The following is a 21,305-nucleotide window of genomic DNA, read 5'->3' as shown; positions in this document are numbered from 1 at the left end:
GAAGACACCATCAATGGCATGAACGCCATTGAGGTACGGGGGCTTCGCAAGTCCTACCGCGGCCAGGAAGTGGTCCGCGGCATAGATCTCGAGGTGGCCCGGGGCGAGGTGTTCGCCCTGCTCGGCCCGAACGGCGCCGGCAAGACGACGACCACCGAGATCCTCGAGGGGCACCGCAAGCGGGACGGCGGCGAGGCGAGCGTGCTCGGCGCCGACCCGGCCACGGGGGGCCGTCAGTGGCGGGCCCGGATCGGCATCGTGCTGCAGGACGCCGACGACGCGGCGGACCTGTCCGTGGTGGAGATGGTGCGGCACATCGCCGGCTTCTATCCGAACCCGCGCCCGGCGGCCGAGGTGATCGACCTGGTCGGCCTGACCGCCAAGGGCAAGAGCCGCATCCGGGCGCTCTCCGGCGGCCAGCGGCGCCGCCTCGATGTCGCGCTCGGCATCGTGGGCCGTCCCGAACTGCTCTTCCTGGACGAGCCGACCACCGGGTTCGACCCGCAGGCGCGGCGGCAGTTCTGGGACCTGATCCGTGAGCTGGCCGCCGAGGGCACCACGATCCTGCTGACCACGCATTACCTGGAGGAGGCGGAGGCGCTGGCCGACCGGCTGGCCGTGCTGGCCGAGGGCCGGATCCTGGCCGAGGGCACGCCGGCCACCCTGGGCGGTGGAGCGCAGGCGACCAAGGTGACCTGGCGCGACGACGGCGTACTGAAAGAAGAGCAGGTCGCCGATCCGACCGAGCTGATCCGCAAGCTCGTCGCCACCGAGGCCGACCTGCGCACGCTGACCGTCACCCGGCCGACTCTCGAGGACGTCTACCTCAACCTGATCAAGGGGGACAAATGAGCACGGCGACCATGGGGTTCAGCCGCGGCCACGTCGAGCTGCTGATGTTCCTCCGCGACCGCACCGCGGTGATCTTCACCTTCGCCTTCCCGGCGATGCTGCTCCTGCTGTTCGGCACGATCTTCGGCGACGAGTACACCGACGCCGGGGTCAGCGCCAGCAACGTCTTCTCGGCCAGCATGATCGCGTACGGCATCCTCTCCACCGCCTTCGTCACGATGGGCGCCGGCCTGGCCATGGACCGCGAGGACGGCACGCTCAAGCGGTTGCACGGCACGCCGATCACCGCCACGTCGTACGTACTCGGGAAATTGATCCTGGTCTTCGCTCTCAGCGTGGCCGAGGTGGTCCTGCTGGTGGGCGTGGGCGCGCTGGTCTTCGACATGCCCCTGCCCGACGCGAGTCACTGGATGACCTTCGCCTGGCTGTTCCTGCTCTCGGTGACGACGTGCTCGCTGCTGGGCATGGCGGTCAGCGGCATCGTCAAGCACGCCCGGACGGCCGGCGCGATCCTCAACGTGCCGGTGGTGGCGCTGCAGTTCATCTCGGGTGTCTTCATCTACCCGGTGACCCAGCTGCCGACCTGGTTGATCAACGTGGCGGCGATCTTCCCGGTGAAGTGGATGGCGCAGGGTTTCCGTTATGTCTTCCTGCCCGACGCGATGAAGGACCAGGAACCGGCCGGCCAGTGGGAGCTGGGTCGCATCGCCTTGGTGCTGGGCGCCTGGTGTGTGATCGGATTGGTCCTGTGCCTGCTGACCTTCCGCTGGAGCCGCGACAAGTGACCTCCACCGGCGAGGTGCACAACAGCTACCCCGGGGCTTGGGAGACCTTCCTCGGGGTGGTCGCGGCGGTCGTCTCGCTTGCGGTCTTCCTGTCGTACGGGTTCCCGCTGTGGCAACGCCTCGTCGCGATCGGCGCGGTCGCCGCCATCGTGATCCTGCACCTGGTGTGGGGCCGCAAGGTCATCCGCGGCGACCGGGGCCACGTGCCCCTGCTGGCCGCCCAGCTGGTGCTGTTCGCGATCGCCATCGTGACCGTGCCGGTGATGAACTGGCTGCTCTTCGCCATCATCCCGCTGATCTTCCAGATGGTCCGGCTCCGCGCGGCGGTCATCGCGGTCGTGGCGATCGTCCTGGTGCCGCCGGTGGCCGACCTGTTCCTGCGCCCCGGGCAGATCATCCCGGACCTGATCATCGCGGTCATCTCGGCCGCGTCGGGCATCTGGCTCGGCTTCTGGATCACCCGGGTGATCGAGCAGAGCGTGGAACGCCGCCACCTCATCGCCGAACTGGAGGCGAGCCGCACCGAGGTGGCCCGCCTCTCCCGCGAGGCCGAGCGCAGCCACCTGGCGGCCGAGATCCACGACACCCTGGCCCAGGGCTTCACCAGCATCATCACGCTGCTGCAGTCGGTCGACCCGGAGTTGCGCGACGAACGGCTGGCACTGGCCGTCCGTACCGCCAAGGAGAACCTGGCCGAGGCGAGGGCCCTGGTCGGGGCCCTGTCACCCTCGCCGTTGGCTTCGGCTTCACTGCCCGAGGCCGTACGCCGTCAGGCGCACCGCTTCGCCGAGGAGTCGGGCGTGCCGGCCACGTTCCGCACGAGCGGCGACGAGCGCGCCCTGCCGACGGCGGTCGAGGTGGTGGTGTTGCGGGCGGCGCAGGAGGCGCTGACCAACGTGCGGCGGCACGCCGCGGCCAACGAGGCGTCGGTGCTCCTGGCCTACACCCCGTCCCGCGTCCGCCTGGTGGTCCGCGACGACGGCCGGGGCTTCGAGCCGTCCGCGGCCGACGGGTTCGGCCTGTCCGGCATGCGCCAGCGGGCCACCCAGATCAACGGCGATTTGCGGGTACGCAGCGATCCCCGGGCCGGCACGACGATCGAGCTGGAGGTCCCCGCGTGATCCGCATCATCCTGGTCGACGACCACCCCGTGGTCCGGCACGGCCTGCGCGGCATGCTCGAGGCGGAACCCGACCTGACCGTGGCGGGCGAGGCGTCCTCGGGACCCGAGGGCGTGTCGCTGGCCGCGTCCCTGCTCCCCGACATCGTCCTGATGGACCTGCGCATGCCCGGCGGCGACGGCGTGACGGCCACCGAGCAGATCACCGCCCGGGTCCCCGGCGTCCGGGTCCTGGTCCTGACCACGTACGAGTCCGACCGCGACATCCTGCGCGCCATCGAGGCCGGTGCCGGCGGATACCTGCTGAAGGACGCCTCCCCGGCCGATCTGGCGAACGCGGTCCGGGCCGCCGCCCGGGGCGAGACCGTGCTGTCCCCGAGCGTGGCCTCCACACTGGTCCGGCAGGTGCGCAAGCCCGCCCCGCCGGCCCTGTCGGCCCGCGAGACCGAGGTCCTGCGCCTGGTCGCCAAGGGCCTGACGAACGCCGACATCGGCCGCTCCCTCTACATCTCCGAGGCCACCGTGAAGACGCACCTGTTGCGGGCGTTCACCAAGCTCGACGTCGCCGACCGGACCGCGGCGGTCACCACGGCGATGGAGCACGGCCTGATCTGACGGCGCCGCCGGGCCGGGTCAGCGTTCGGCGAAGCGCTGGATGAAGGCCAGGCTGGTCTGGCAGACCTCCAGCCAGCCCTGGTCGATGGTCAGCGCGTGGCCGCGGGCCGGAATGGTGACGGACTCGGTGAGACCGGTGTTGCGCTGGTGCCGGGCGTACACGTCCTCGGCCATCGCGGGCGGCACGGTCCGGTCCTGGTCACCCGAGATGATCAAAATCGGGCCACGGTACGGGTTGTCCGTGTCCACTTTGATCTCGGTGTCGGCCGAGTCGGCCACGAAGGACTCGGGCGCGGCGAACTCGCGGGCCTCCTCCGGGCCGAGGGTGTCGGCAAGGGCCTCGCGGAACTGCCCGGAGGTCGGCGGGGCCGGGGTGCCGGCGATCGCCACGGTGGCGACGGACAGGCCGCGGCCGGCCAGCAGCTGGGCCAGCAGGGCGCCGAACGAGTGGCCGACCAGGGCCGGCTGCTTCTCCAGGCGGCCGACCACCTGGTCGTAGTGGTCGGCGACCTCGGTGACGGTGAGGGGTTCGAGGGGCGTGGACGGGACCACCGGGGCGTATCCGGCGGCCCGGAAGGTCTGCGCCCAGCGGGTCCAGGCGGTGGGCCGCAGCCACAGGCTGGGCAGGAAGACGACAGGGGTCAGTCCGCTCGCATTGGCCTGGTCGATGTCGTCGATGGTGTGCAGCGGGATGACGGACATACCGATGACGGTAAGGAAACCGCAGGTCACCGCTCTACCGTCAAACGACGTACCGGCCCCGGGCTCACAGGAACCACCAAGCCGGGGCACAGGCCAGGGCGAGGCGGAACCCGCACCGTGGTTGAGGTGTCAAGCAATCACACGTGAGGGGGCCCGGGATGAAGCGGGAGACCGGACTGCGGCGCACCGCGCTGCTCACCGGAGCACTGGTGGCGGCGTCGGCGGTGGGAACCGCGGCCGTCGCCGTGGCCGCGTACGCGTCGGACAACAGCACGACCACCGTCACCACGACCGACAATGCGGACACGACGACGACCACGAACAACGACTCGCCGTCGCTGTCGACCGACGACGGCACCACCTCCGGCGGCAGCAGCGGCGCCACCTCGGGCGGCTCCTGATGCCCCTCACCGAAACGCTGCCGATCGGCGCCGACACCGCACAGTGGAACGTCTGGGGCACGGTGGCCCGCGTCGTCGTCACCGACCCCGCCGCGACTGACGAGGCGGCCGCTCTCGTCCGCGACGAACTTGCCGCCGTCGATCTGGCCTGCAGCCGCTTCCGCGCCGACTCCGAACTCCGCCGGCTCACGCCGGGCCGCGCCGTAGCGGTCAGCCCGCTGCTGGCCGACCTGGTGGCGGCCGCGCTGAGGGCCGCCCGGGAGACCGGCGGCGACGTCGACCCGACGATCGGGGCCGCCCTCCACGGGCTCGGCTACGACCGGGACTTCGCCGCCCTTCAGGGGTTCGGCGACGACCGGGACGCCGGTGCTCCCCACGGGCTCGGCTACGACCGGGACGCCGGCGCTCCCCACGGGCTCGGCTACGACCGGGACTTCGCCGCCGTCACCGGGCGCCGGGTGGGGCCGGCCGTCCGGGTCTTCGCGGCGCCCGACTGGCGCTCGGTCCGGCTGGACGACGGCCGTCTGACCGTGCCCACCGGTGTGCTGCTCGACCTCGGCGCGACGGCCAAGGCGGTGGCCGCCGACCGCTGCGCCGCCCTGGTCGCGCGGCGGCTCGGCGTCGGCGCGATGGTCGCGCTGGGCGGCGACATCGCCACCGCCGGCGCCGGGCCCGACGGCGGGTGGAAGGTGCTGGTCCAGGACAGACCCGGAGACCCTGCCCAGGCCGTACGGCTGCCGTCCGGCGCGGCGATCGCCACGTCGAGCACCGCCGGCCGTACGTGGGGACATCTGCACCACATCCTCGACCCGCGCATCGGCCTGCCCGCCCCGCGCGTCTGGCGCACGGTGTCGGTCGCCGCGTTCTCGTGTCTGCGGGCGAACACGCTGACCACCGCCGCCGTCGTCCGCGGGCGGCGGGCCGCCGGGCTGCTCCGCGGCGTGCCGAGCCGCCTGGTCACCCCGGAGCTCGGCGTCGTCCGGCGGGGCGGGTGGCCGTCGTGAGCGACGCGCTCTGGTACTTCGCGCGGGGCAGCGGCGTCGTCTCGCTGGTCCTGCTGACGGTCGTGGTCGCCCTGGGCATCGGGGCCAGGTCCGGTCGTACGGCGTTCAGCCTGCCCCGTTTCGCCGTGAACCTGTTGCACCGCAACGCCGCCCTGCTGGCGGTCGTGTTCCTGGTGCTGCATGTGGTCGGTCTGCTCTTCGACCCGTACGCGCAATTGAGGCTCTTCGATCTGATCCTGCCGTTCGCCGGCAACTACCGGCCGCTCTGGCAAGGGCTGGGCACGCTCGGCCTCGACCTGATGATCGCGATCGTGGTGACGAGCCTGCTGCGGCACCGGATCGGCGCCCGCGCCTGGCGGGCCGTGCACTGGCTGGCCTACCTGTGCTGGCCGGTGGCGCTGATGCACGGCCTCGGCACCGGATCCGACAACGGCACGGTCTGGCTGTGGGCGATCTCCCTGGTGTGTGCCGCCGTGGTGCTGGCCGCCGTGGTGTGGCGGCTGACCCCGAACTTCACCCGTTTCCCGCGGCGCGCCAAACGGCTGCGCCTTTTGGAGGAGGTCCGATGAGCGTCACGGAGGCGCCCACGGGCGTCGTGCAACGCCGGCTGCTCGCCGACGGCGAGCACGGCCCGCTACCCACCCCCGACGCCGCCCAACTGGTCGGCCTGGCCCGCGACGCCGGCCTGACCGGCCGCGGCGGCTCCGGCTTCCCGCTGTGGCGCAAACTCACCGCGGTGATCGCCTCCGGCCGCCCACCCGTGATCATCGCGAACGGCGCCGAGGGCGAACCGGCCTCGGGCAAGGACAAGGCCCTGCTCGCCCACCGGCCCCACCTGGTGCTGGACGGCCTGCAACTGGTGGCCCAGGCGGCCCGGGCCTCGACCGCCTACCTGTACGTGCCGAGACCGTCCGCCTTCCGCGCAGTGCTGGCGGCCCGCCGCGACCCGATCCCGGTGACGCTGGTGGCGGCCCCCGACGCGTTCGTGGCGGGCGAGGAGTCGGCGGTGGCCTCGGCGGTCGCCGGCCGGGGCGCGCTTCCGGCCGACAAACTGACCCGCCTGCCCGACACCGGAACGCTGGTCCAGAACGTGGAGACGCTGGCCCACTTGGCGATGATCGCCCGCTACGGCGCGGGCTGGTTCCGGGCGGCCGGCACCTACGACGAGCCCGGCACGTTCCTGGCCACGGTGAGCGGTGCGGTGGCGGCCCCGGGCGTGGTCGAGGCGGGCTATGGCGTGACGCTGGGCGCCCTGATCGCCGCCGCGGGCGGCCCGGCCGCCGGCCTGGCGGCGGTGCTGGTCGGCGGCTACCACGGCGCCTGGGTCCCGGCCGACCCCGCCCTGCCGATCAGCCGGGCCGCCCTGGCCCCGTTCGGCGCGTCCCCCGGCGCCGGCGTGGTGACGGCCCTGCCGGCGGGCGCATGCGGCTTGACGGAGACCGCACGCATAGCGGGATACCTGGCCGACCAGTCCGCCGGCCAGTGCGGCCCATGCGTCAACGGCCTGCCCCGCCTGGCGTCGACCCTGTCCGACCTGGCCACCTTCCGAACCCGCCCCGGCCTCCCGGCCGAGGTGGACCGCCTGACCCGCCTGGTCACCGGCCGTGGCGCCTGCCGCCACCCCGACGGCACAGCCCGCCTGATCGCCAGCGCCATGCGCGCCTTTCACACCGACGTGGCGGCCCACTTGGCCGGCCGCTGCCTGGCCACGGAGGCCCGAGCATGACCCGCCTGCACATCGACTGGACGGCCTGCGACGGCCGCGGTCTCTGCGCCGAACTCCTCCCGGAACTGCTGGCCGAGGACGACTGGGGTTACCCGATCGCCCGCGACGGCAGCCCGTCGCCCGCCGTACCGGGACCGCTCGAGCCGGCCGCCCAGCGCGCCGTCGACCGCTGTCCGGCTCTCGCCCTGCGCCTGCTCCGCGACGCGGAACGGCCGGTCGCTCGCTCGCAAAAGCTAGTAACGCGTTCGCCTTCCTAGATGGCCCCCGGTTCGGTTGTGCGTCGCGCCGTCCAGATCGGGTAGCCACGCGGCGCGGCGCGGCGGCAGCGATGAGAACCGCGGCCACCGCACCAGTCTGCCGCACGCGACGCGCGCCGCCGGGTTATCCACAATCCGTGGCTGTCCACAGGCCGTCGGCATGACCTTGGCCGTTTCCGGGAGGATCGGAGTGGGATGGTCCCCCTGGGTGGGCGGGACCTGCCTGGTGGGCTGCGGGACCTGCCTGGTGAGCTGCGGAACCTGCTCGTGCGGGCTGTGGGAACTGGTCGCGGCGCGGGAACTGCGGGCGAGCTGCGTGGGAACCGGTCGCGTGGCGCGGAAACCGCGCCTGAAAGCGACCCACGCGCGTGGCGATTCGTCCGGCTTGTGGGGGGTCTCTACGATCGGCCGATGGCACGGGTGGTGCGCCTGCTTGTGGCGGTTCTGATCAGCGCTTTCGCGCTGCTCGGGGCGGTCCGGCTGGTTGCGCCCGCCGACGGTGCTTCGGGCGTACGCAAGCAATTGGCTTTTCTCAAGCACGAGCTTCAGTCCGGCGCGGCCGAGGAGGCCCAGCGCCAGTTCCCCGAGGGCTACTTCTTTTTGTACGCCCTGTACGGGCTCACCGCCGTCGACCTGAACGAGGTCGGCGAGGCCCGCTGGGCTCTCGGGCGGCTCGAGTCGGAGGCCGGGCGGGCGCCCTTCGGCGGGGACATGGCCCTTCAGCACGGCGTCTTCTACCGGGGCTGGACGAACTGGCTGCGCGGCGGCATCATCTCCCGGCAGCGGGACGACGGGGAACTGCGCCGTTTCGAGGAGGACTCGGCCGCGATCGCCGCCGCCTTCGACGCGTCGCCGACGCCGTTCCTGGCCTCCTATCCGGGGCGGGCCTGGCCGGTCGACTCGACCGTGGCCGTGGCCTCGTTGCGGCTGCACGACAAGCTGCTCACCCCGGCGTACGACACGACGGTGATCCGCTGGGTGGCCAACGTCCGGGCCCGTCTCGACCCGGCCACCGGCCTGATGCCGCACACGGCCGACGCCGACACCGGTGAGCCCACGTCGGGGGCGCAGGGCACGTCGCAGAGCATCATGCAGCGTTTCCTGCCCGAGATCGACCCCGAGTTCGCCCGGCAGCAGTACGGCCTGTTCCGCACCGGGTTCCTGGCCGCGCCGCTGGGGCTCGGCCCGACCGTGCGCGAACACCCGAACGGCACCGACGGCCCGCCGAACGTCGACTCCGGCCCGCTGGTCCTCGGCGTCAGCCTCTCGGCGACGGTGGTGACCATCGGCGCGGCCAAGGTCCAGGGCGACGAGTCGCTGGCCGACGGACTGGCCACCTTCGGCGAGGTGGCCGGGCTCCCGGTGTCGACCCCGTGGACCAAGAGGTACGCCCTCGGCGCGGCCCCGATCGGCGACGCTTTTCTGGCCTGGTCGAAATCAGCCCGTCCCTGGGTCTTTGCTCATTCTTCGCCGCCAAAGCGCCAGATGTCCTATTTCTGGAAGAGTCCTTTGCTGGTGTTCTTTTTGACCCTCGGATCTGCTCCGTGGCTGGTAGGGGCCGCGTGGCGTCGGCGTTCTTCGATGCTGTGATGCGCGCCTTAGGCGGATTTAAGCCGAATAAAGCATTCCGCCGTTAACGGGGGGATACGCCGGTTAGATTACGGAAGGCGCGACCTCACGCGTTGTTCAGACCGGCTCGGCCGGTCCCTCCGAACCGCCCTCAGGTGCGGTGCCCGAACAGGCAAACCCGTCGCAAGGCGGGGACGCAAAGCCAGGGGCCTCCCCCGACGGAGGCAGCCCAGCCGCCGAAGGAGAAGGAAAGACATGCGCTATCCCAAAGCCCATGCAGATTCGAGCGGCTCGGTCCCGTTCGCTCTGCGTGGACGCAAGAACTCACGAATGGTCCTCGCGACCGCCGTCGCGGGTGCCATCGGCTTCGTGCCGGTCGTCCTGGTGGCGACACCGGCGTTCGCCGCCAACACGCTCACCGCGACGGCCTCCGCAACGGAGGGGACGAACGCTTCCGTCTCCCTGACGCTGCATTCGGACACGGCCACCTCTTACACGATCACCACTGCCCCGGAGCCCTCCGTCGGTGTCGGAGGTGCGGTCGCGGGTCAGGACTACACGGCGCCTACCAGCCCCGTCGTCTTCGGTGCGCCAGGTGACCAGACGATCACCATCCCGATCACCGACGATGCCCTTTACGAGGGCACCGAAGCGTTCAAGGTGACGGCAACGCCGGGAGACGCCTCGGGCACGGTGAACAGTGTGATCACGATCACCGACAACGACACGGCGCCGTCCTACACGCTCACCGCCTCGCCGAATCCGGTGACCGAAGCGGCGGGTGCGAAGACGACCGTGACCGCGAGGCTCAGCGCCGTCTCGGGCATGAGCACGACGATCAACCTGACCACGGCGAACGGCACGGCCCTCTCGGGCAGTGACTACACCGCGCTCAGCTCGCAGCCGGTCGTCATCCCGGCCGGGCAGCTGACCGGCGTTCAGGACATCCTGATCACCAACGACACCACGAAGGACCAGGCCGACACCGAGGTCTTCTCGGTCAACGGCAGCGGCACCAACGTCTCGCCGACGGCGGCCAGCACGACGGTCAGCATCAACGACGCGCAGAGCACGCCCAAGCTGACACTGTCGGGCGGCGGCTCCGTCGCCGAAGGCAGCCCGGCCACGTTCACGGTGACCGCGGACACCGCGTCGGAGCTGCCGATCACGGTGCAGTGGAGCTCCGTGGACCCGACTCTTGCGTCGGGACACGGCACGGCCACGCCCGGCGACGACTTCGGTTACCCGGGCACGCGGGTGGTGACCCTCTCGCCCGGCCAGACGACCACCACCTTCTCGGTCTCGCTGACGGCCGACGGCGTGGACGAGCCGGACGAGGACTACGCCATCCAGCTGTCCAACCCGACCAACGCCGTTCTCGGCGCCACCACCAAGGCGGCGGGCACGATCACCGATGGCGACACCGCGCCGACGATGTCCATCACGCCGGCGGCGGTGGCCGAGGGCGACTCGGGCCGCAAGTACCAGAGCTTCACGGCCACCCTCAGCGCCAAGTCCGGAAAGACGGTCAAGGCCAACTGGGCGACCGGCGAGACGGCTCCCGGTGTCGGGTCCGCGGTGGCGGGCAAGGACTTCGTCTCGAACACCGGCACCCTGACGTTCGCGCCGGGCACGACGACGCAGACCTTCGCTGTCGAGATCATCGGCGACACGATCGACGAGGGGCCGGGCAACCGCACCAGCAGCACGGCCGGTGGTGAGACGTTCAACGTCACCACCAGCGGCGTCGCCGGTGAGGTCTCGCCGACCCTGACCGGATACGGGAACACCGCCATCACGATCACCGACGACGACGCCGCGCCGTCGTGGACCTTCGACGACTCCTCGGTCAAGGAGGGCAACGACGACCACGTCGTCCTGCTCCCGATCAAGCTCACCGGTTCGAGCGATCAGAGCATCAACCTGACGGTCGCCAACGCGGGCACCGGCACGGCGAAGGCCACCATCGGCACCACGCTCGGTGACCACGACTACGCCCTGCTGAACACCGCGGTGGCCATCGCGCCCGAGACCTCCATGGGCTACGCCGCCGTGCTGGTCTTCGGCGACAAGATGCGGGAGTCCGACGAGACGGTGAACCTCACCGCCACGCCGAACGCCACCACCGGCGGCGCCGCCTGGCTCGCCACCGCGGCGCTCGACGCGGCCACGCTGACCCTCACCAACGACGACGACGCTCCGGACCTGGAGATCAACAGCGTCGGCGGCAAGGAGGGCGAGACCGTCAACGTGACCGGCACGGTCACCGGTAGCTCGGACACCAACACCCTGCTGACGGTGACCTTCGCGGGCGGCTCGATCAAGGGCAGCAAGGCGGCCGACGAGAAGGACTTCACCAACCCGGGTGCCAAGGTCGTCACGATTCCGGCCGGCACGGTCTCCGGTGCCATCGTCCCGGTGGCCAGCCTGCCGCTGCTCGAGGACAAGACGGCGGAACCGGCCGAGACGATCGTCGGCTCCGGCGTCGGCCTGGGCAACGTCGGCACGGTGACCGACGGCGTCGTCACGATCGCGGCCAGTGAGGGCTCGACGCCGAACGAGCCGGGCGAGGCGCCCAAGCCGACCATCATGGCGATGGGACGTACCGGATCGGGGCCGGTGACCATCACCGGTAAGGTCGCCAAGGACGCCACCGTCGAGCTGTGGGGCGCGCCGATCGGTGGTGGCGAGCTCGAGTGGATCGCCAACGCCAAGGCCGGTCCGATGGGCAACTACTCCTTCACGCGGACGATCTCGGAGGGCATGCGTTTCATGACGCAGTCCCAGAAGGTCAACTCGGACGAGGTGAAGGTCATGGTGACCGTCGGCGTCACCCTGACGGCGTCGTCGCCGTCGAAGGGACGCGTCGCGGTGACCGTCAAGAGCGCTCCGAACGCCGCCGGCCGCAAGGTCGTGGTTCAGCGCTGGACCGGCCCCAACACCTGGACCAACATCCTGGTGAGCAAGGCCAACGTGAACGGCGCCTACGCCGCCACCACGACCGTGCCTTCCGGTGCTGTCGCGCTGCGGGCCTGGGTCGAGGGTGACGCCGACAGCGGCATCGTCACCGGCTGGTCGCCGATCGTCCGGCCGACCATCAAGTAAGCACCAGCAGTGAATGAGGGGGCGGCCGGCCGGCCGCCCCCTCTGTCAATCCACTTCGGCGACGGCCTGGGCGAACTGGGCCGAGTAGAGCCGGGCGTACGCCGCGTCGGCCGCGATCAGCTCGTCGTGGGTGCCCTGTTCGACGATCGAGCCGTTCTCCATCACCAGGATCACGTCGGCGTCGCGGATCGTCGACAGGCGGTGCGCGATGACGAAGCTCGTACGGCCTTCGCGCAGCGTGGCCATGGCCCGCTGGATCAGCACCTCGGTGCGGGTGTCGACCGAGCTGGTCGCCTCGTCCAGGATCAGGATGCTCGGCTCGGCCAGGAAGGCGCGGGCGATCGTGATCAGCTGCTTCTGGCCGGCGCTGACGTTCGAGCCCTCCTCGTCGATCACCGTGTCGTAGCCGTCGGGCAGCATCCGGACGAACTGGTCGACGTGGGCCGCCTCGGCCGCCTCCCGGACCGCGTCCATGTCGAACGAGTCGGCCCCGTAGGCGATGTTCTCGGCGATGGTGCCGCCGAACAGCCACGTGTCCTGCAGGACCATGCCCATGTGTTCGCGCAGCTGCTCGCGTGGCATGGTCGCGATGTCCACGCCGTCGAGGGTGATCCGGCCCGACGTCACGTCGTAGAACCTCATCAGCAGGTTCACCAGCGTCGTCTTGCCGGCCCCAGTCGGGCCGACGATGGCGACGGTCTGCCCCGGGCGTACGGCAAGGGAAAGGTCTTCGATCAGGGGTTTGTCCGGCAGATAGCGGAACGAGACCTTCTCGAAGGCGATCTCGCCGCGGACCCGGCCCAGGTCGACCGGCCGCGGGTCGGGGCTCTGCTCCGGCGCGTCGAGCAGGGCGAACACCCGCTCGGCGGAGGCCACGCCGGACTGCACGAGGTTGGCCATGCTGGCGATCTGGGTGAGCGGCTGGCTGAACTGCCGCGAGTACTGGATGAAGGCCTGCACCTCGCCCAGGGTCAGCGCGCCGGAGGCGACCCGCAGGCCGCCGACGACCGCCACCAGCACATAGTTCAGGTTGCTGATGAACATCATGGCGGGCTGGATGAGCCCCGACATGAACTGCGCCTTGAACGACGAGGCGTACAACTTGTCGTTGTGCTCCTCGAAGGTCTTGCGGGCCTCGTCCTCGCGGCCGAACACCTTGACCAGCGAGTGGCCGGTGAACATCTCCTCGATGTGGCCGTTGAGCCGGCCGGTGGTGGCCCACTGGGCGACGAAGTTGGGCTGCGAGCGCTTGCCGATGGCCGTGGTGACCAGGATCGAGACGGGCACCGTGATCAGCGCGATCAGGGCCAGGATCCACGAGATCCAGAACATCGCCACCAGCACGCCCACGACCATGAGCAGGGCGGTCACGAGCTGGGCGAACGTCTGCTGGAGGGTCTGCGCGATGTTGTCGGTGTCGTTGGTGGCCCGGCTCAGCACCTCACCGCGCGGCTGCTGGTCGAAGTAGGACAGGGGCAGCCGGGACAGCTTGGCCTCGACCTGGTTGCGCAGCCGGTAGACGGCGGTCTGCACGACGTGCGCGGTGATCCGGCCCTGGAAGACGCCGAACAGCCAGGCGCACACGTAGACGACGGCGACCCAGGTCAGCAGGTGGAACAGTTTGTCGAAGTCGATGCCCTGGCCGGGCACGAAGTCGACGGCGGCGAGCAGGTCGGCCTGGGTGTCGTTGCCCGCGGCGCGCATGGCCGCGATCGCTTCCTCTTTGGTGGCGACACCATGGATCGACTGGCCGATGAAGCCGGAGAAAATGATGTCGGTGCCCTTGCCCAGCAGGTACGGGCCGAGGACGGAGAGCACGACACTGCACGCGCCGAACAGCAGCACGAGGCCGACGAGCGCCCGCTGCGGTTTGAGCAGCCCGAGGAGGCGCTTGGTGGAGCCCTTGAAGTCCTGCAGTTTCTCGGGCGGCGCGCCGCCCGCCATCATCCTTGCGGCGGGTCCTCCCATCGGAGGACCGGGCCTTCTAACGGGAGCGGTCACGCTGTGCCTCCCAACCAATAAGAGACAAAGAGCGCGATCATGACGTCGCTGCGCTCGGTCATGCCGCGGCCTCCTGCTCGGTCAACTGCGACAAGACGATTTCCCGGTACGTGGGGTTGCTGTCCATGAGTTCGGTGTGGGTGCCCGTGCCGACCACGCGGCCGTCGTCGAGCACGATGATCCGGTCGGCGTCGCGGATGGTGCTCACCCGCTGGGCGACGATGACCACCGTGGCGTCGGCGATGTGGCCGGTGAGCGCGGACCGCAGCGCGGCGTCGGTCGCGTAGTCGAGCGCCGAGAACGAGTCGTCGAACAGGTAGATCTCCGGCCGGTGCACCAGCACCCGGGCGATGGCCAGCCGCTGCCGCTGGCCGCCGGAGACGTTCGTGCCGCCCTGCGCGATCGGCGCGTCCAGGCCACCCTCCATCCGCTCGACGAAGTCGCGGGCCTGCGCGACCTCCAGGGCCTCCCACAACTGCTCGTCGGTGGCGTCCGGATTCCCGTACCGCAAATTGGATCCGATCGTCCCGGAGAACAGATAAGGCTTCTGCGGTACGAGCCCGACGGTCCGGGCCAGCAGCTTCGGGTCGAGATCACGCACGTCGACCCCGTCGACCAGCACCCGGCCGCCGGTGGCGTCGAACAGCCGGGGGACCAGGTTGAGCAGTGTCGTCTTGCCGCTGCCGGTGCTGCCGATGACCGCCGTGACCTCCCGCGGCCGCGCGGTGAGGGCGACGCCGCTGAGCACGGCCGCCTCCGCGCCCGGGTAGTGGAAGTCGACGTTCTCCAGTTCGAGGTAGCCGTGCCGGCTGAGCTCGGTGACCGGGGCCGGCGGAAGCTTGACGCTGGACTCGGTGCCCAGGACCTCCTCGATCCGCTCGGCGCACACCTCGGCCCGCGGGATCATGACGAACATGAACGTCGCCATCATGATCGACATCAGGATCTGCATGAGGTAGCTGAGGAACGCGGTCAGCGCGCCGACCTCCATGGCGCCCGAGTCGATCCGGTGCCCGCCGAACCACAGCACGGCCACGCTCGACATGTTCACGATCAGCATGACGGTCGGGAACATCAGCGCCATCAGCTTGCCGGCCTTGAGCGACACGTCGGTGAGCTCGTCGTTCGAGACCTCGTAGCGGTCGCGTTCGCGCTCGTCGCGGACGAAGGCGCGGATCACCCGGATGCCGGTGATCTGCTCGCGCATCACGGTGTTGACCCGGTCGATCTTCACCTGCATCGACCGGAACAGCGGCCGCATCCGCACGATGATCACCGCGACCACGGAGACCAGGATCGGCACGATCACCAGCAGCATGGCCGACAGCGGCACGTCCTGCTTGAGCGCGAGCACGATGCCGCCCACGCACATGATCGGCGCCGACACCATCAAGGTGAAGGTCAACAACACCAGCATCTGGATTTGCTGTACGTCGTTGGTGGTGCGCGTGATGAGCGACGGCGCCCCGAACTGGCCCACCTCACGGGCGGAGAACTCCTGCACCCGCCCGAAGATGGAGGCTCGCACGTCCCGGCCCACGGCCATGGCCGTACGGGCGCCGAAGTAGACCGCGACGATCTGGGCGGCGATCTGCGCGAGCGTGACCACGAGCATCCACCCGCCGATGCGCATCACATAGCCGGTGTCGCCCTTGACCACCCCGTTGTCGATGATGTCGGCGTTGAGGGTCGGCAGATAGAGAGTCGCGAGCGTCTGTACGAACTGGAAGAGCACCACCAGCCCGATGGCGCCCCTGTACGGCCGTAAATGACCGCGGAGCAGTTGGATCAGCACTACTACTGAGCCCCCCGTGTGAGTAATCCGTCGAGCAGGAGCGAAACCGTCTCCGCCCCGCTGAAGTTCATCGGGTCGCCGAACGGCCCGTACGTGTTGGCCCCGCAGAACATCAGGAGCAGCGTGGCGACGGCGGCCGGCGGCCGGCGCAGCTGATCGGCGTCGGGCTCGACGACAGCGACGATCGCCGCGTGCAGCGCCTCCCGCCCGGCCGTCATCCGCTTGACCGTCTCCGGGTCCTGCGCCGAGATCACCAGCTTGCGCGCGGCCGTCATCAGCTGCGCGTTCTTGGCGAACCGCGCGTGCACCAGATCGGCCGCCGCCGCCAGCCGCTCCCGCAGCGGAGCGCCCGGGTCGATAGCGCCCAGCGCCGCCAGCGTCGGCTCCGGATCCAACGCCTTGATCACCGAACACACGACCAGCGAGGTCTTGGTCTCGAACACCCCGAAGATCGTCCCCTCGGCCACCCCCGCCGCCTGCGCGATCTGCCGAGTGCTCACATCCACACCATGCTCATGAAGCAGCGGAATGGTAGCCGCGATCAGCGCGGCCCGCCGCTCCTCAGGCGCCATCGCCGGCACCCGTCGTCGTCTGGCCTCCACCCGGCCACCTTACTGAGCGAGCACTCACTCATCCACTGACATTTGTCATGGGTCCCCGCCATGGCGCCTCAGCTCGCCGCGATCGTGCTCGAACAGGGCGGGCTCCATCACCCCGACGCCAAGAACTACTGGGTGTCGGTCACAGCGCCCCAGCTCGCCGTGCGATTCGGGCGGAGCGACCACTACCACGCTCTGGAGTCGGCGGCGGACCAGCGCCACGCGCAGCCACCGAACTTTGCGAGGCCGGCATCTCGCCCGGCCGGCACTCAGTCCGGTGGTCCGATCCGGAAGAGCTGCCCGACGCCGATGTCGATCTGGCGGGGAAGCAGGTTCCGATGGTCTGCCGCCTGTCGAGAAGATCGGACTTCTGACTGCTCGCCGGTGGGGAAGGGCTGAGGTTTCTCTCAGGTTGCGGGGTGGGTTGACGATCGGTGCGCCCGTGCGACGGATCGAGATGGATGACCACACGGCTGAGTACTGGGTGCGGCAGCTGCGCATCGGGGCCGGCATCGCTGTGGTCGTCACCGCTATCGGCGGGCTTCGGATTGCTCTGGCCTGGGCGCCGGGGAGCCGATGGTGGCTGATTCCGGTCGCCGCCGTCGTCGTTCTTCAGGTGGCGGCCTTCTGGGTGCCCTGGGGGCGGATCGTGCGGGACGACCTCAAGCGGCGCCGGCTGTTGGCCTGGTGGTTCGGGCAGTTGCCCGTTCTGCTGCTGTTCGGGATGGCCGATCCGGACGGGTGGCTGCTCTACGTGCCCGCCGCCGTCCTTCTGCTGATCACCGGGATGGCGCTCTGGTCGCCCAAGGTGGTCATCTGGCTCGGCGTGCTCTCCGTCGCCGGCTACGCCCTTCTCCTTCCCGTCAAAGGTGACGCCGACACCGGGACCACCTCGCTTCTCGTCGCCATGATGGGCTGCGTCGTCGGGCTCACCGCCGTCGGCGCGCAGAGCCGGCGGCGGTTCGACGCCCGGCGCCGGACCGCCGAGCGGCGGGCCGAGACGCTGCTGGCCGCCTCGGCCGACGCGGTGCTCGCCGTCGGGCGGGACGGGCACGTCAAGTACGTCAGCCCCTCCGTGGAGCAGCTGCTCGGGTTCAAGCCCGCTGATCTGCTCGGCCGTCGCCTCGACGATGTCATGTCGGCCGAGCGGCGTACCCGGTCGCGGGTGTTCTTCGCCGAGGTGGCCGAGCTGCCGACCGGGCAGAGTGTGCGCACCGAGGCCAGTGCCGGCGGGATCGACATCGACATCATCGCCACCAACTGGATGAACAGCCCGGACCTGCAGGCCGTCGTGATCAGCGTGCGCGACATCAGCGCCCGGCGGGAGCTGGAGCGGCAGCTCAGCCGGCAGGCGTACACGGATTCGCTGACCGGCATGCCGAACCGGGCCCGGTTCCGGGAATGCCTGGGTGAGGCCGTGACGCGGGGGCAGCGGGTCACCGTACTGCTGCTCGATCTCGATGATTTCAAGCTCGTCAACGACAATCTCGGGCACAGTGCCGGCGACGAGCTGCTCGGCACCATCGCCGGGCGGCTGCGGCGGCAGGTCCGGCCGGACGATCTGCTGGCCCGGCTCGGCGGGGACGAGTTCGCCATCCTGCTGCGGGACGTGCCCGCCGAGGACGTGGCGGCGCTGGCCGAACGGCTCCTCGGGGTGGTGCGGGAACCCGTACGGCTGGGAAGCCGTGACGTGACCTGCTCGTTGAGCATCGGCATCGCCACCGAGGGCGCCGACGCCGAGCAGTTGCTCGGCAACGCCGACCTGGCCATGTACGCGGCCAAGCGGGCCGGCCGCAACGGTTTCGCGGTCTTCGACTCGACGATGACCATGTCCGTGCTCCAGGAGGCGCAGCTGCGGGCCGACATCGAGCACGCGCTGGAGCATGAGGAGTTCGTCGTGCTGTACCAGCCGGTGGTCGACATGCAGACGCAGCGGCTGACCTCGGTCGAGGCGCTCGTGCGGTGGCAGCATCCCCGCGACGGGCTGCTCGGCCCGTACCACTTCATCGCCGACGCCGAGGCGAACGGCCTGATCGTGCCGTTGGGGCGCTGGGTGCTGCGGCAGGCCTGCGCGCAGCTGGCGAGCTGGCGCCGCCAGGCGCCCGAGGCGGCCGGGCTGCACGTCAACGTCAACCTCAGCGCCCGCCAGTTCCAGTACGCGGGTCTGGTCGACGACGTCTCCAGCGCGCTGGCCGACGCCGGTCTCGACCCGGCCAGCCTCACCCTGGAGATCACCGAGTCGATGCTGATGGCCGACATCGAGAGCGCCAAGCAGACCCTGCACGCGCTGCGGGACCTGGGGGTGCGGCTGGCGATCGACGATTTCGGTACGGGGTACTCGTCGCTGAGCTACCTCAAGCAGCTCCCGGTTGACGTCATCAAGATCGACAAGACGTTCGTGGACGAGGTGGACGTCGACGCCGACGACGTGGCGCTGGTCGACGCGGTGGCCGGGCTCGGGCAGGCGCTGAAGATGAAGACCGTGGCCGAGGGCATCGAGACCGACGCCCAGTGGGCCACCCTGCGCAAGCTCGGCATCGACCACGGTCAGGGCTATCTGTTCGGCCGCCCGGCCGAGGCCGGCGATATCGTGTCCCTGCTCACCCGGGCGGCTGATCTGGCCGCTTGAACCGATCCCGGTCAGCCGCCGTGTACCCGGAAGCAGGTACGTTACGGCGGTAAGGAATCTCATGAAGCACGCGCGCCGGGTCGGCGGCACAGCGCTCACCGCGCTGGCCGTTCTTCTCGTGTTCCTGGCCCTGGTCCTCCCGGACCAGATCACCCGGCTGCCACCGGGCAACTTCTGGGGCACCGCGCTGCTGCGGGTGCCGATCGAGGGGCTGCTGGCGGTCGCCGTGCTGCTGGCCCTGCCGGACCGGGCGCGGCGGATCACCGCGACCGTGCTCGGCGTGGTCCTCGGCGTGCTGACCGTCCTGAAGATCATCGACATCGGTTTCTTCGCCGTGCTGGCCCGCCAGTTCGACCCGGTTCTCGACTGGGTGCTGTTCGCCGACGGCTACCGGTTCCTCAAGGGCGCGATCGGTTCGGCCGGCGCCGTCGGGGTGGCCGTCCTGGCGGTGGTCGCGGCGGTCGTCTCGCTCGCGCTGATGACCTTTTCCGTACGGCGTGTCAGCCGTGCCCTGCCGAAGCGGCCGGCCTTCGTGAAAGCCGGCGTGGCGGTGGCCGCGACCGCCTGGGTGGCGCTGGCCGGCATGAGCTACCAGCTGGTCGGCGGCATTCAGGTCGCCTCGGCGAGCGCGTCCGAGCTGGCCCGCGACACGGTGCTGGCGGTGCCCAAGGACATCGCCGACCGCAAGGCCTTCGACCGGGAGGTACGGGTCGACGCGTTCCGCGACCTGCCGCAGGACCAGCTGTTGTCCGCGCTGCGCGGCAAGGACGTGATCATCGGTTTCGTGGAGAGCTACGGCCGCGACGCCGTCGAGAACACCGAGTTCAACCAGCCCGTACTGGATCAGCTCGCCACCGATCGGAAGGGCCTGGCGGCCAAGGGCTTCCAGGCGCGGAGCGGCTTCCTGACCTCGCCCACCTTCGGCGGCGGCAGCTGGCTGGCCCACTCGACCTTCCTGTCCGGGCTCTGGATCGACAACCAGAACCGCTACCGCAGCCTGGTCGCCACCGACCGGCTCACGCTGACCAGCGCCTTCAAGCGTTCCGGGCATCGCGCGGTCGGCTTCGAGCCGGGCGTCACCTACGCCTGGCCGGAGGGCGACTTCTACGGCTACGACCAGGTCTACGACTCGCACACGCTCGGCTACCAGGGACCGCCGCCGAGCTGGTCGACGATGCCCGACCAGTTCGTGATGAAGCAGGTCCAGGAGTACGAGCACGGCAAGACCACCCGGCCGCCGCTGCTGATGGAGGTCACGCTGACCTCCAGCCACACGCCGTGGACGCCGGTGCCGCCGACGCTGCCGTGGGATCAGATCGGCGACGGCACGGTCTACGGGCCGCTGCTCGCGAACTCGGAGAGTGCGCAGAGCCTGTTCAAGGACTCCAAGCGGGTCCGGCAGTCGTACGCCAAGACGATCGCCTACGCGGTCGACAGCCTGACCTCGTACGTCGAGAAGTACGGCGACGAGAACACGGTGCTGGTGATGCTCGGCGACCACCAGCCCAGCACCAACGTGGTCGGCTCGACCGCGAGCAAGGACGTGCCGATCTCGATCGTGGCCAAGGACCCGAAGGTGCTGCAGCGGATCACCAGCTGGGGGTGGACGGACGGCCTGAAGCCCTCACCGGAGGCGCCGGTGTGGCCGATGAACGAGTTCCGCGACCGGTTCCTGACCGCGTACAGCCCGCCGGGAGAGCCGCACTAACTGTTCCAGCCGGCGTCGCGACACGCCTTGAGCAGCGCGTCGCCGGCTGATTTCCACTCGGCGCCGGTCTCGTTGGCGGCGTCCCCGACCTTCAGGGCGGCGTCCGAGATCGCTTTGTTGCCGGTCTTCATCGTGGACGCGCTGACCTTGTCGGCCAGCGCGAGCCGCGTACTTTCGCTCTTGGCCTTGGCGTATCCGGCGTTGAAGTCGCTGCACGCCTGCGCGGCGGCTGAGTCGAGCGTGCCCGGCCCGTCGTCGCCCCCACGGCCGCGGCTGACCACCAGCGCGATGATCACCAGAGCCGCGATGGCGGCCACGGTGATCACCCGCTTGTTCACTTTCACCTTCAGCGCCACATCACCACCCTAGTCGGACAGGAGGGATGAAAGGCGCCTCATTCATCAAGGGGGACGAGCGCCCGGGACCGGCGCTCGCCC

18 protein-coding genes and 1 riboswitch are annotated in these 21,305 nt (G+C 70.2%); of the genes, 13 read left to right on the top strand and 5 right to left on the bottom strand.

Annotation, left to right across the window (positions count from 1 at the left end; genetic code table 11):
• Window positions 1–18 precede the first annotated feature (18 nt).
• From AB0C26_RS03360 to AB0C26_RS03345, 4 genes are read left to right on the top strand one after another with little or no spacing between them, the layout of a single operon-like run.
• Window positions 19–852 (top strand): ABC transporter ATP-binding protein, encoded by an 834-nt coding sequence (locus AB0C26_RS03360; protein ID WP_360240779.1) that lies wholly within the window; start codon window positions 19–21, stop codon window positions 850–852.
• On the top strand, window positions 849–1,637 hold the full coding sequence (locus AB0C26_RS03355) for an ABC transporter permease (RefSeq protein ID WP_360240776.1): 789 nt from the start codon (window positions 849–851) through the stop codon (window positions 1,635–1,637). The genes AB0C26_RS03360 and AB0C26_RS03355 overlap by 4 nt, the downstream gene beginning before the upstream one ends.
• The gene (locus tag AB0C26_RS03350; protein ID WP_360240773.1) at window positions 1,601–2,758 is read left to right on the top strand and encodes a sensor histidine kinase; all 1,158 of its coding nucleotides are present in this window, start codon (window positions 1,601–1,603) and stop codon (window positions 2,756–2,758) included. The genes AB0C26_RS03355 and AB0C26_RS03350 overlap by 37 nt, the downstream gene beginning before the upstream one ends.
• Window positions 2,755–3,372 carry a response regulator transcription factor gene (locus AB0C26_RS03345; RefSeq protein WP_360240770.1) on the top strand — a complete coding sequence of 206 codons (618 nt, stop codon included), beginning with the start codon at window positions 2,755–2,757 and terminating at the stop codon, window positions 3,370–3,372. The genes AB0C26_RS03350 and AB0C26_RS03345 overlap by 4 nt, the downstream gene beginning before the upstream one ends.
• Before the next feature lie 18 nt (window positions 3,373–3,390).
• On the opposite strand, the gene AB0C26_RS03340 is transcribed toward AB0C26_RS03345, so the two are convergent.
• On the bottom strand, window positions 3,391–4,074 hold the full coding sequence (locus tag AB0C26_RS03340; protein ID WP_360240767.1) for an alpha/beta hydrolase: 684 nt from the start codon (window positions 4,072–4,074) through the stop codon (window positions 3,391–3,393).
• Between the two features lie 158 nt (window positions 4,075–4,232).
• Here AB0C26_RS03340 and AB0C26_RS03335 point away from each other — a divergent pair, with 158 nt between their 5' ends.
• The 7 genes from AB0C26_RS03335 (at window position 4,233) to AB0C26_RS03305 (ending at window position 12,136) form a co-directional block, all read left to right on the top strand.
• Window positions 4,233–4,475 carry a hypothetical protein gene (locus AB0C26_RS03335; RefSeq protein ID WP_360240764.1) on the top strand — a complete coding sequence of 81 codons (243 nt, stop codon included), beginning with the start codon at window positions 4,233–4,235 and terminating at the stop codon, window positions 4,473–4,475.
• A complete protein-coding gene (locus tag AB0C26_RS03330) occupies window positions 4,475–5,479 on the top strand; it encodes an FAD:protein FMN transferase (RefSeq protein WP_360240761.1) in 1,005 nt (334 codons plus the stop codon). Before AB0C26_RS03335 ends, AB0C26_RS03330 begins: the two co-directional genes overlap by 1 nt.
• On the top strand, window positions 5,476–6,048 hold the full coding sequence (locus AB0C26_RS03325) for a ferric reductase-like transmembrane domain-containing protein (protein ID WP_360240758.1): 573 nt from the start codon (window positions 5,476–5,478) through the stop codon (window positions 6,046–6,048). Before AB0C26_RS03330 ends, AB0C26_RS03325 begins: the two co-directional genes overlap by 4 nt.
• Window positions 6,045–7,205, top strand: coding sequence for an NADH-ubiquinone oxidoreductase-F iron-sulfur binding region domain-containing protein (locus AB0C26_RS03320; RefSeq protein ID WP_360240755.1), 1,161 nt, complete (start codon window positions 6,045–6,047; stop codon window positions 7,203–7,205). Before AB0C26_RS03325 ends, AB0C26_RS03320 begins: the two co-directional genes overlap by 4 nt.
• A complete protein-coding gene (locus tag AB0C26_RS03315) occupies window positions 7,202–7,462 on the top strand; it encodes a ferredoxin (RefSeq protein ID WP_360240752.1) in 261 nt (86 codons plus the stop codon). The genes AB0C26_RS03320 and AB0C26_RS03315 overlap by 4 nt, the downstream gene beginning before the upstream one ends.
• 411 nt (window positions 7,463–7,873) lie before the next feature.
• Window positions 7,874–9,052, top strand: a complete 1,179-nt coding sequence (locus AB0C26_RS03310; protein ID WP_360240750.1) for a hypothetical protein — start codon at window positions 7,874–7,876, stop codon at window positions 9,050–9,052.
• 140 nt (window positions 9,053–9,192) lie between these two features.
• Window positions 9,193–9,272, top strand: a riboswitch (cyclic di-GMP riboswitch).
• Window positions 9,273–9,361: 89 nt separating this feature from the next.
• Window positions 9,362–12,136: a Calx-beta domain-containing protein gene (locus AB0C26_RS03305; protein ID WP_360240747.1), complete on the top strand. Its 2,775-nt coding sequence runs from the start codon at window positions 9,362–9,364 to the stop codon at window positions 12,134–12,136.
• 45 nt (window positions 12,137–12,181) lie between these two features.
• On the opposite strand, the gene AB0C26_RS03300 is transcribed toward AB0C26_RS03305, so the two are convergent.
• From AB0C26_RS03300 to AB0C26_RS03290, 3 genes are all read right to left on the bottom strand, one after another.
• Window positions 12,182–14,083, bottom strand: coding sequence for an ABC transporter ATP-binding protein (locus AB0C26_RS03300; protein WP_360240744.1), 1,902 nt, complete (start codon window positions 14,081–14,083; stop codon window positions 12,182–12,184).
• Window positions 14,084–14,195: 112 nt separating this feature from the next.
• On the bottom strand, window positions 14,196–15,932 hold the full coding sequence (locus AB0C26_RS03295; protein ID WP_360240741.1) for an ABC transporter ATP-binding protein: 1,737 nt from the start codon (window positions 15,930–15,932) through the stop codon (window positions 14,196–14,198).
• Window positions 15,933–15,934: 2 nt separating this feature from the next.
• Entirely contained in the window at window positions 15,935–16,504 is a 570-nt protein-coding gene (locus AB0C26_RS03290; protein ID WP_360243488.1) for a TetR family transcriptional regulator, read from the bottom strand.
• Window positions 16,505–16,973: 469 nt separating this feature from the next.
• On the opposite strand from AB0C26_RS03290, the gene AB0C26_RS03285 reads away from it, so the two are divergent.
• Together AB0C26_RS03285 and AB0C26_RS03280 are read left to right on the top strand one after the other, a co-directional pair.
• A complete protein-coding gene (locus AB0C26_RS03285) occupies window positions 16,974–19,160 on the top strand; it encodes an EAL domain-containing protein (RefSeq protein ID WP_360240738.1) in 2,187 nt (728 codons plus the stop codon).
• Between the two features lie 61 nt (window positions 19,161–19,221).
• Window positions 19,222–20,868 (top strand): sulfatase-like hydrolase/transferase, encoded by a 1,647-nt coding sequence (locus AB0C26_RS03280; RefSeq protein ID WP_360240735.1) that lies wholly within the window; start codon window positions 19,222–19,224, stop codon window positions 20,866–20,868.
• On the opposite strand, the gene AB0C26_RS03275 is transcribed toward AB0C26_RS03280, so the two are convergent.
• Window positions 20,865–21,224: a hypothetical protein gene (locus tag AB0C26_RS03275; RefSeq protein ID WP_360240732.1), complete on the bottom strand. Its 360-nt coding sequence runs from the start codon at window positions 21,222–21,224 to the stop codon at window positions 20,865–20,867. The genes AB0C26_RS03280 and AB0C26_RS03275 overlap by 4 nt on opposite strands.
• Window positions 21,225–21,305 lie beyond the last annotated feature (81 nt).

It is taken from the genome of Actinoplanes sp. NPDC048796 (genome assembly GCF_040650035.1).
Taxonomy (GTDB): domain Bacteria; phylum Actinomycetota; class Actinomycetes; order Mycobacteriales; family Micromonosporaceae; genus Actinoplanes.
This window is presented reverse-complemented; position numbering and strand designations above follow the sequence as displayed.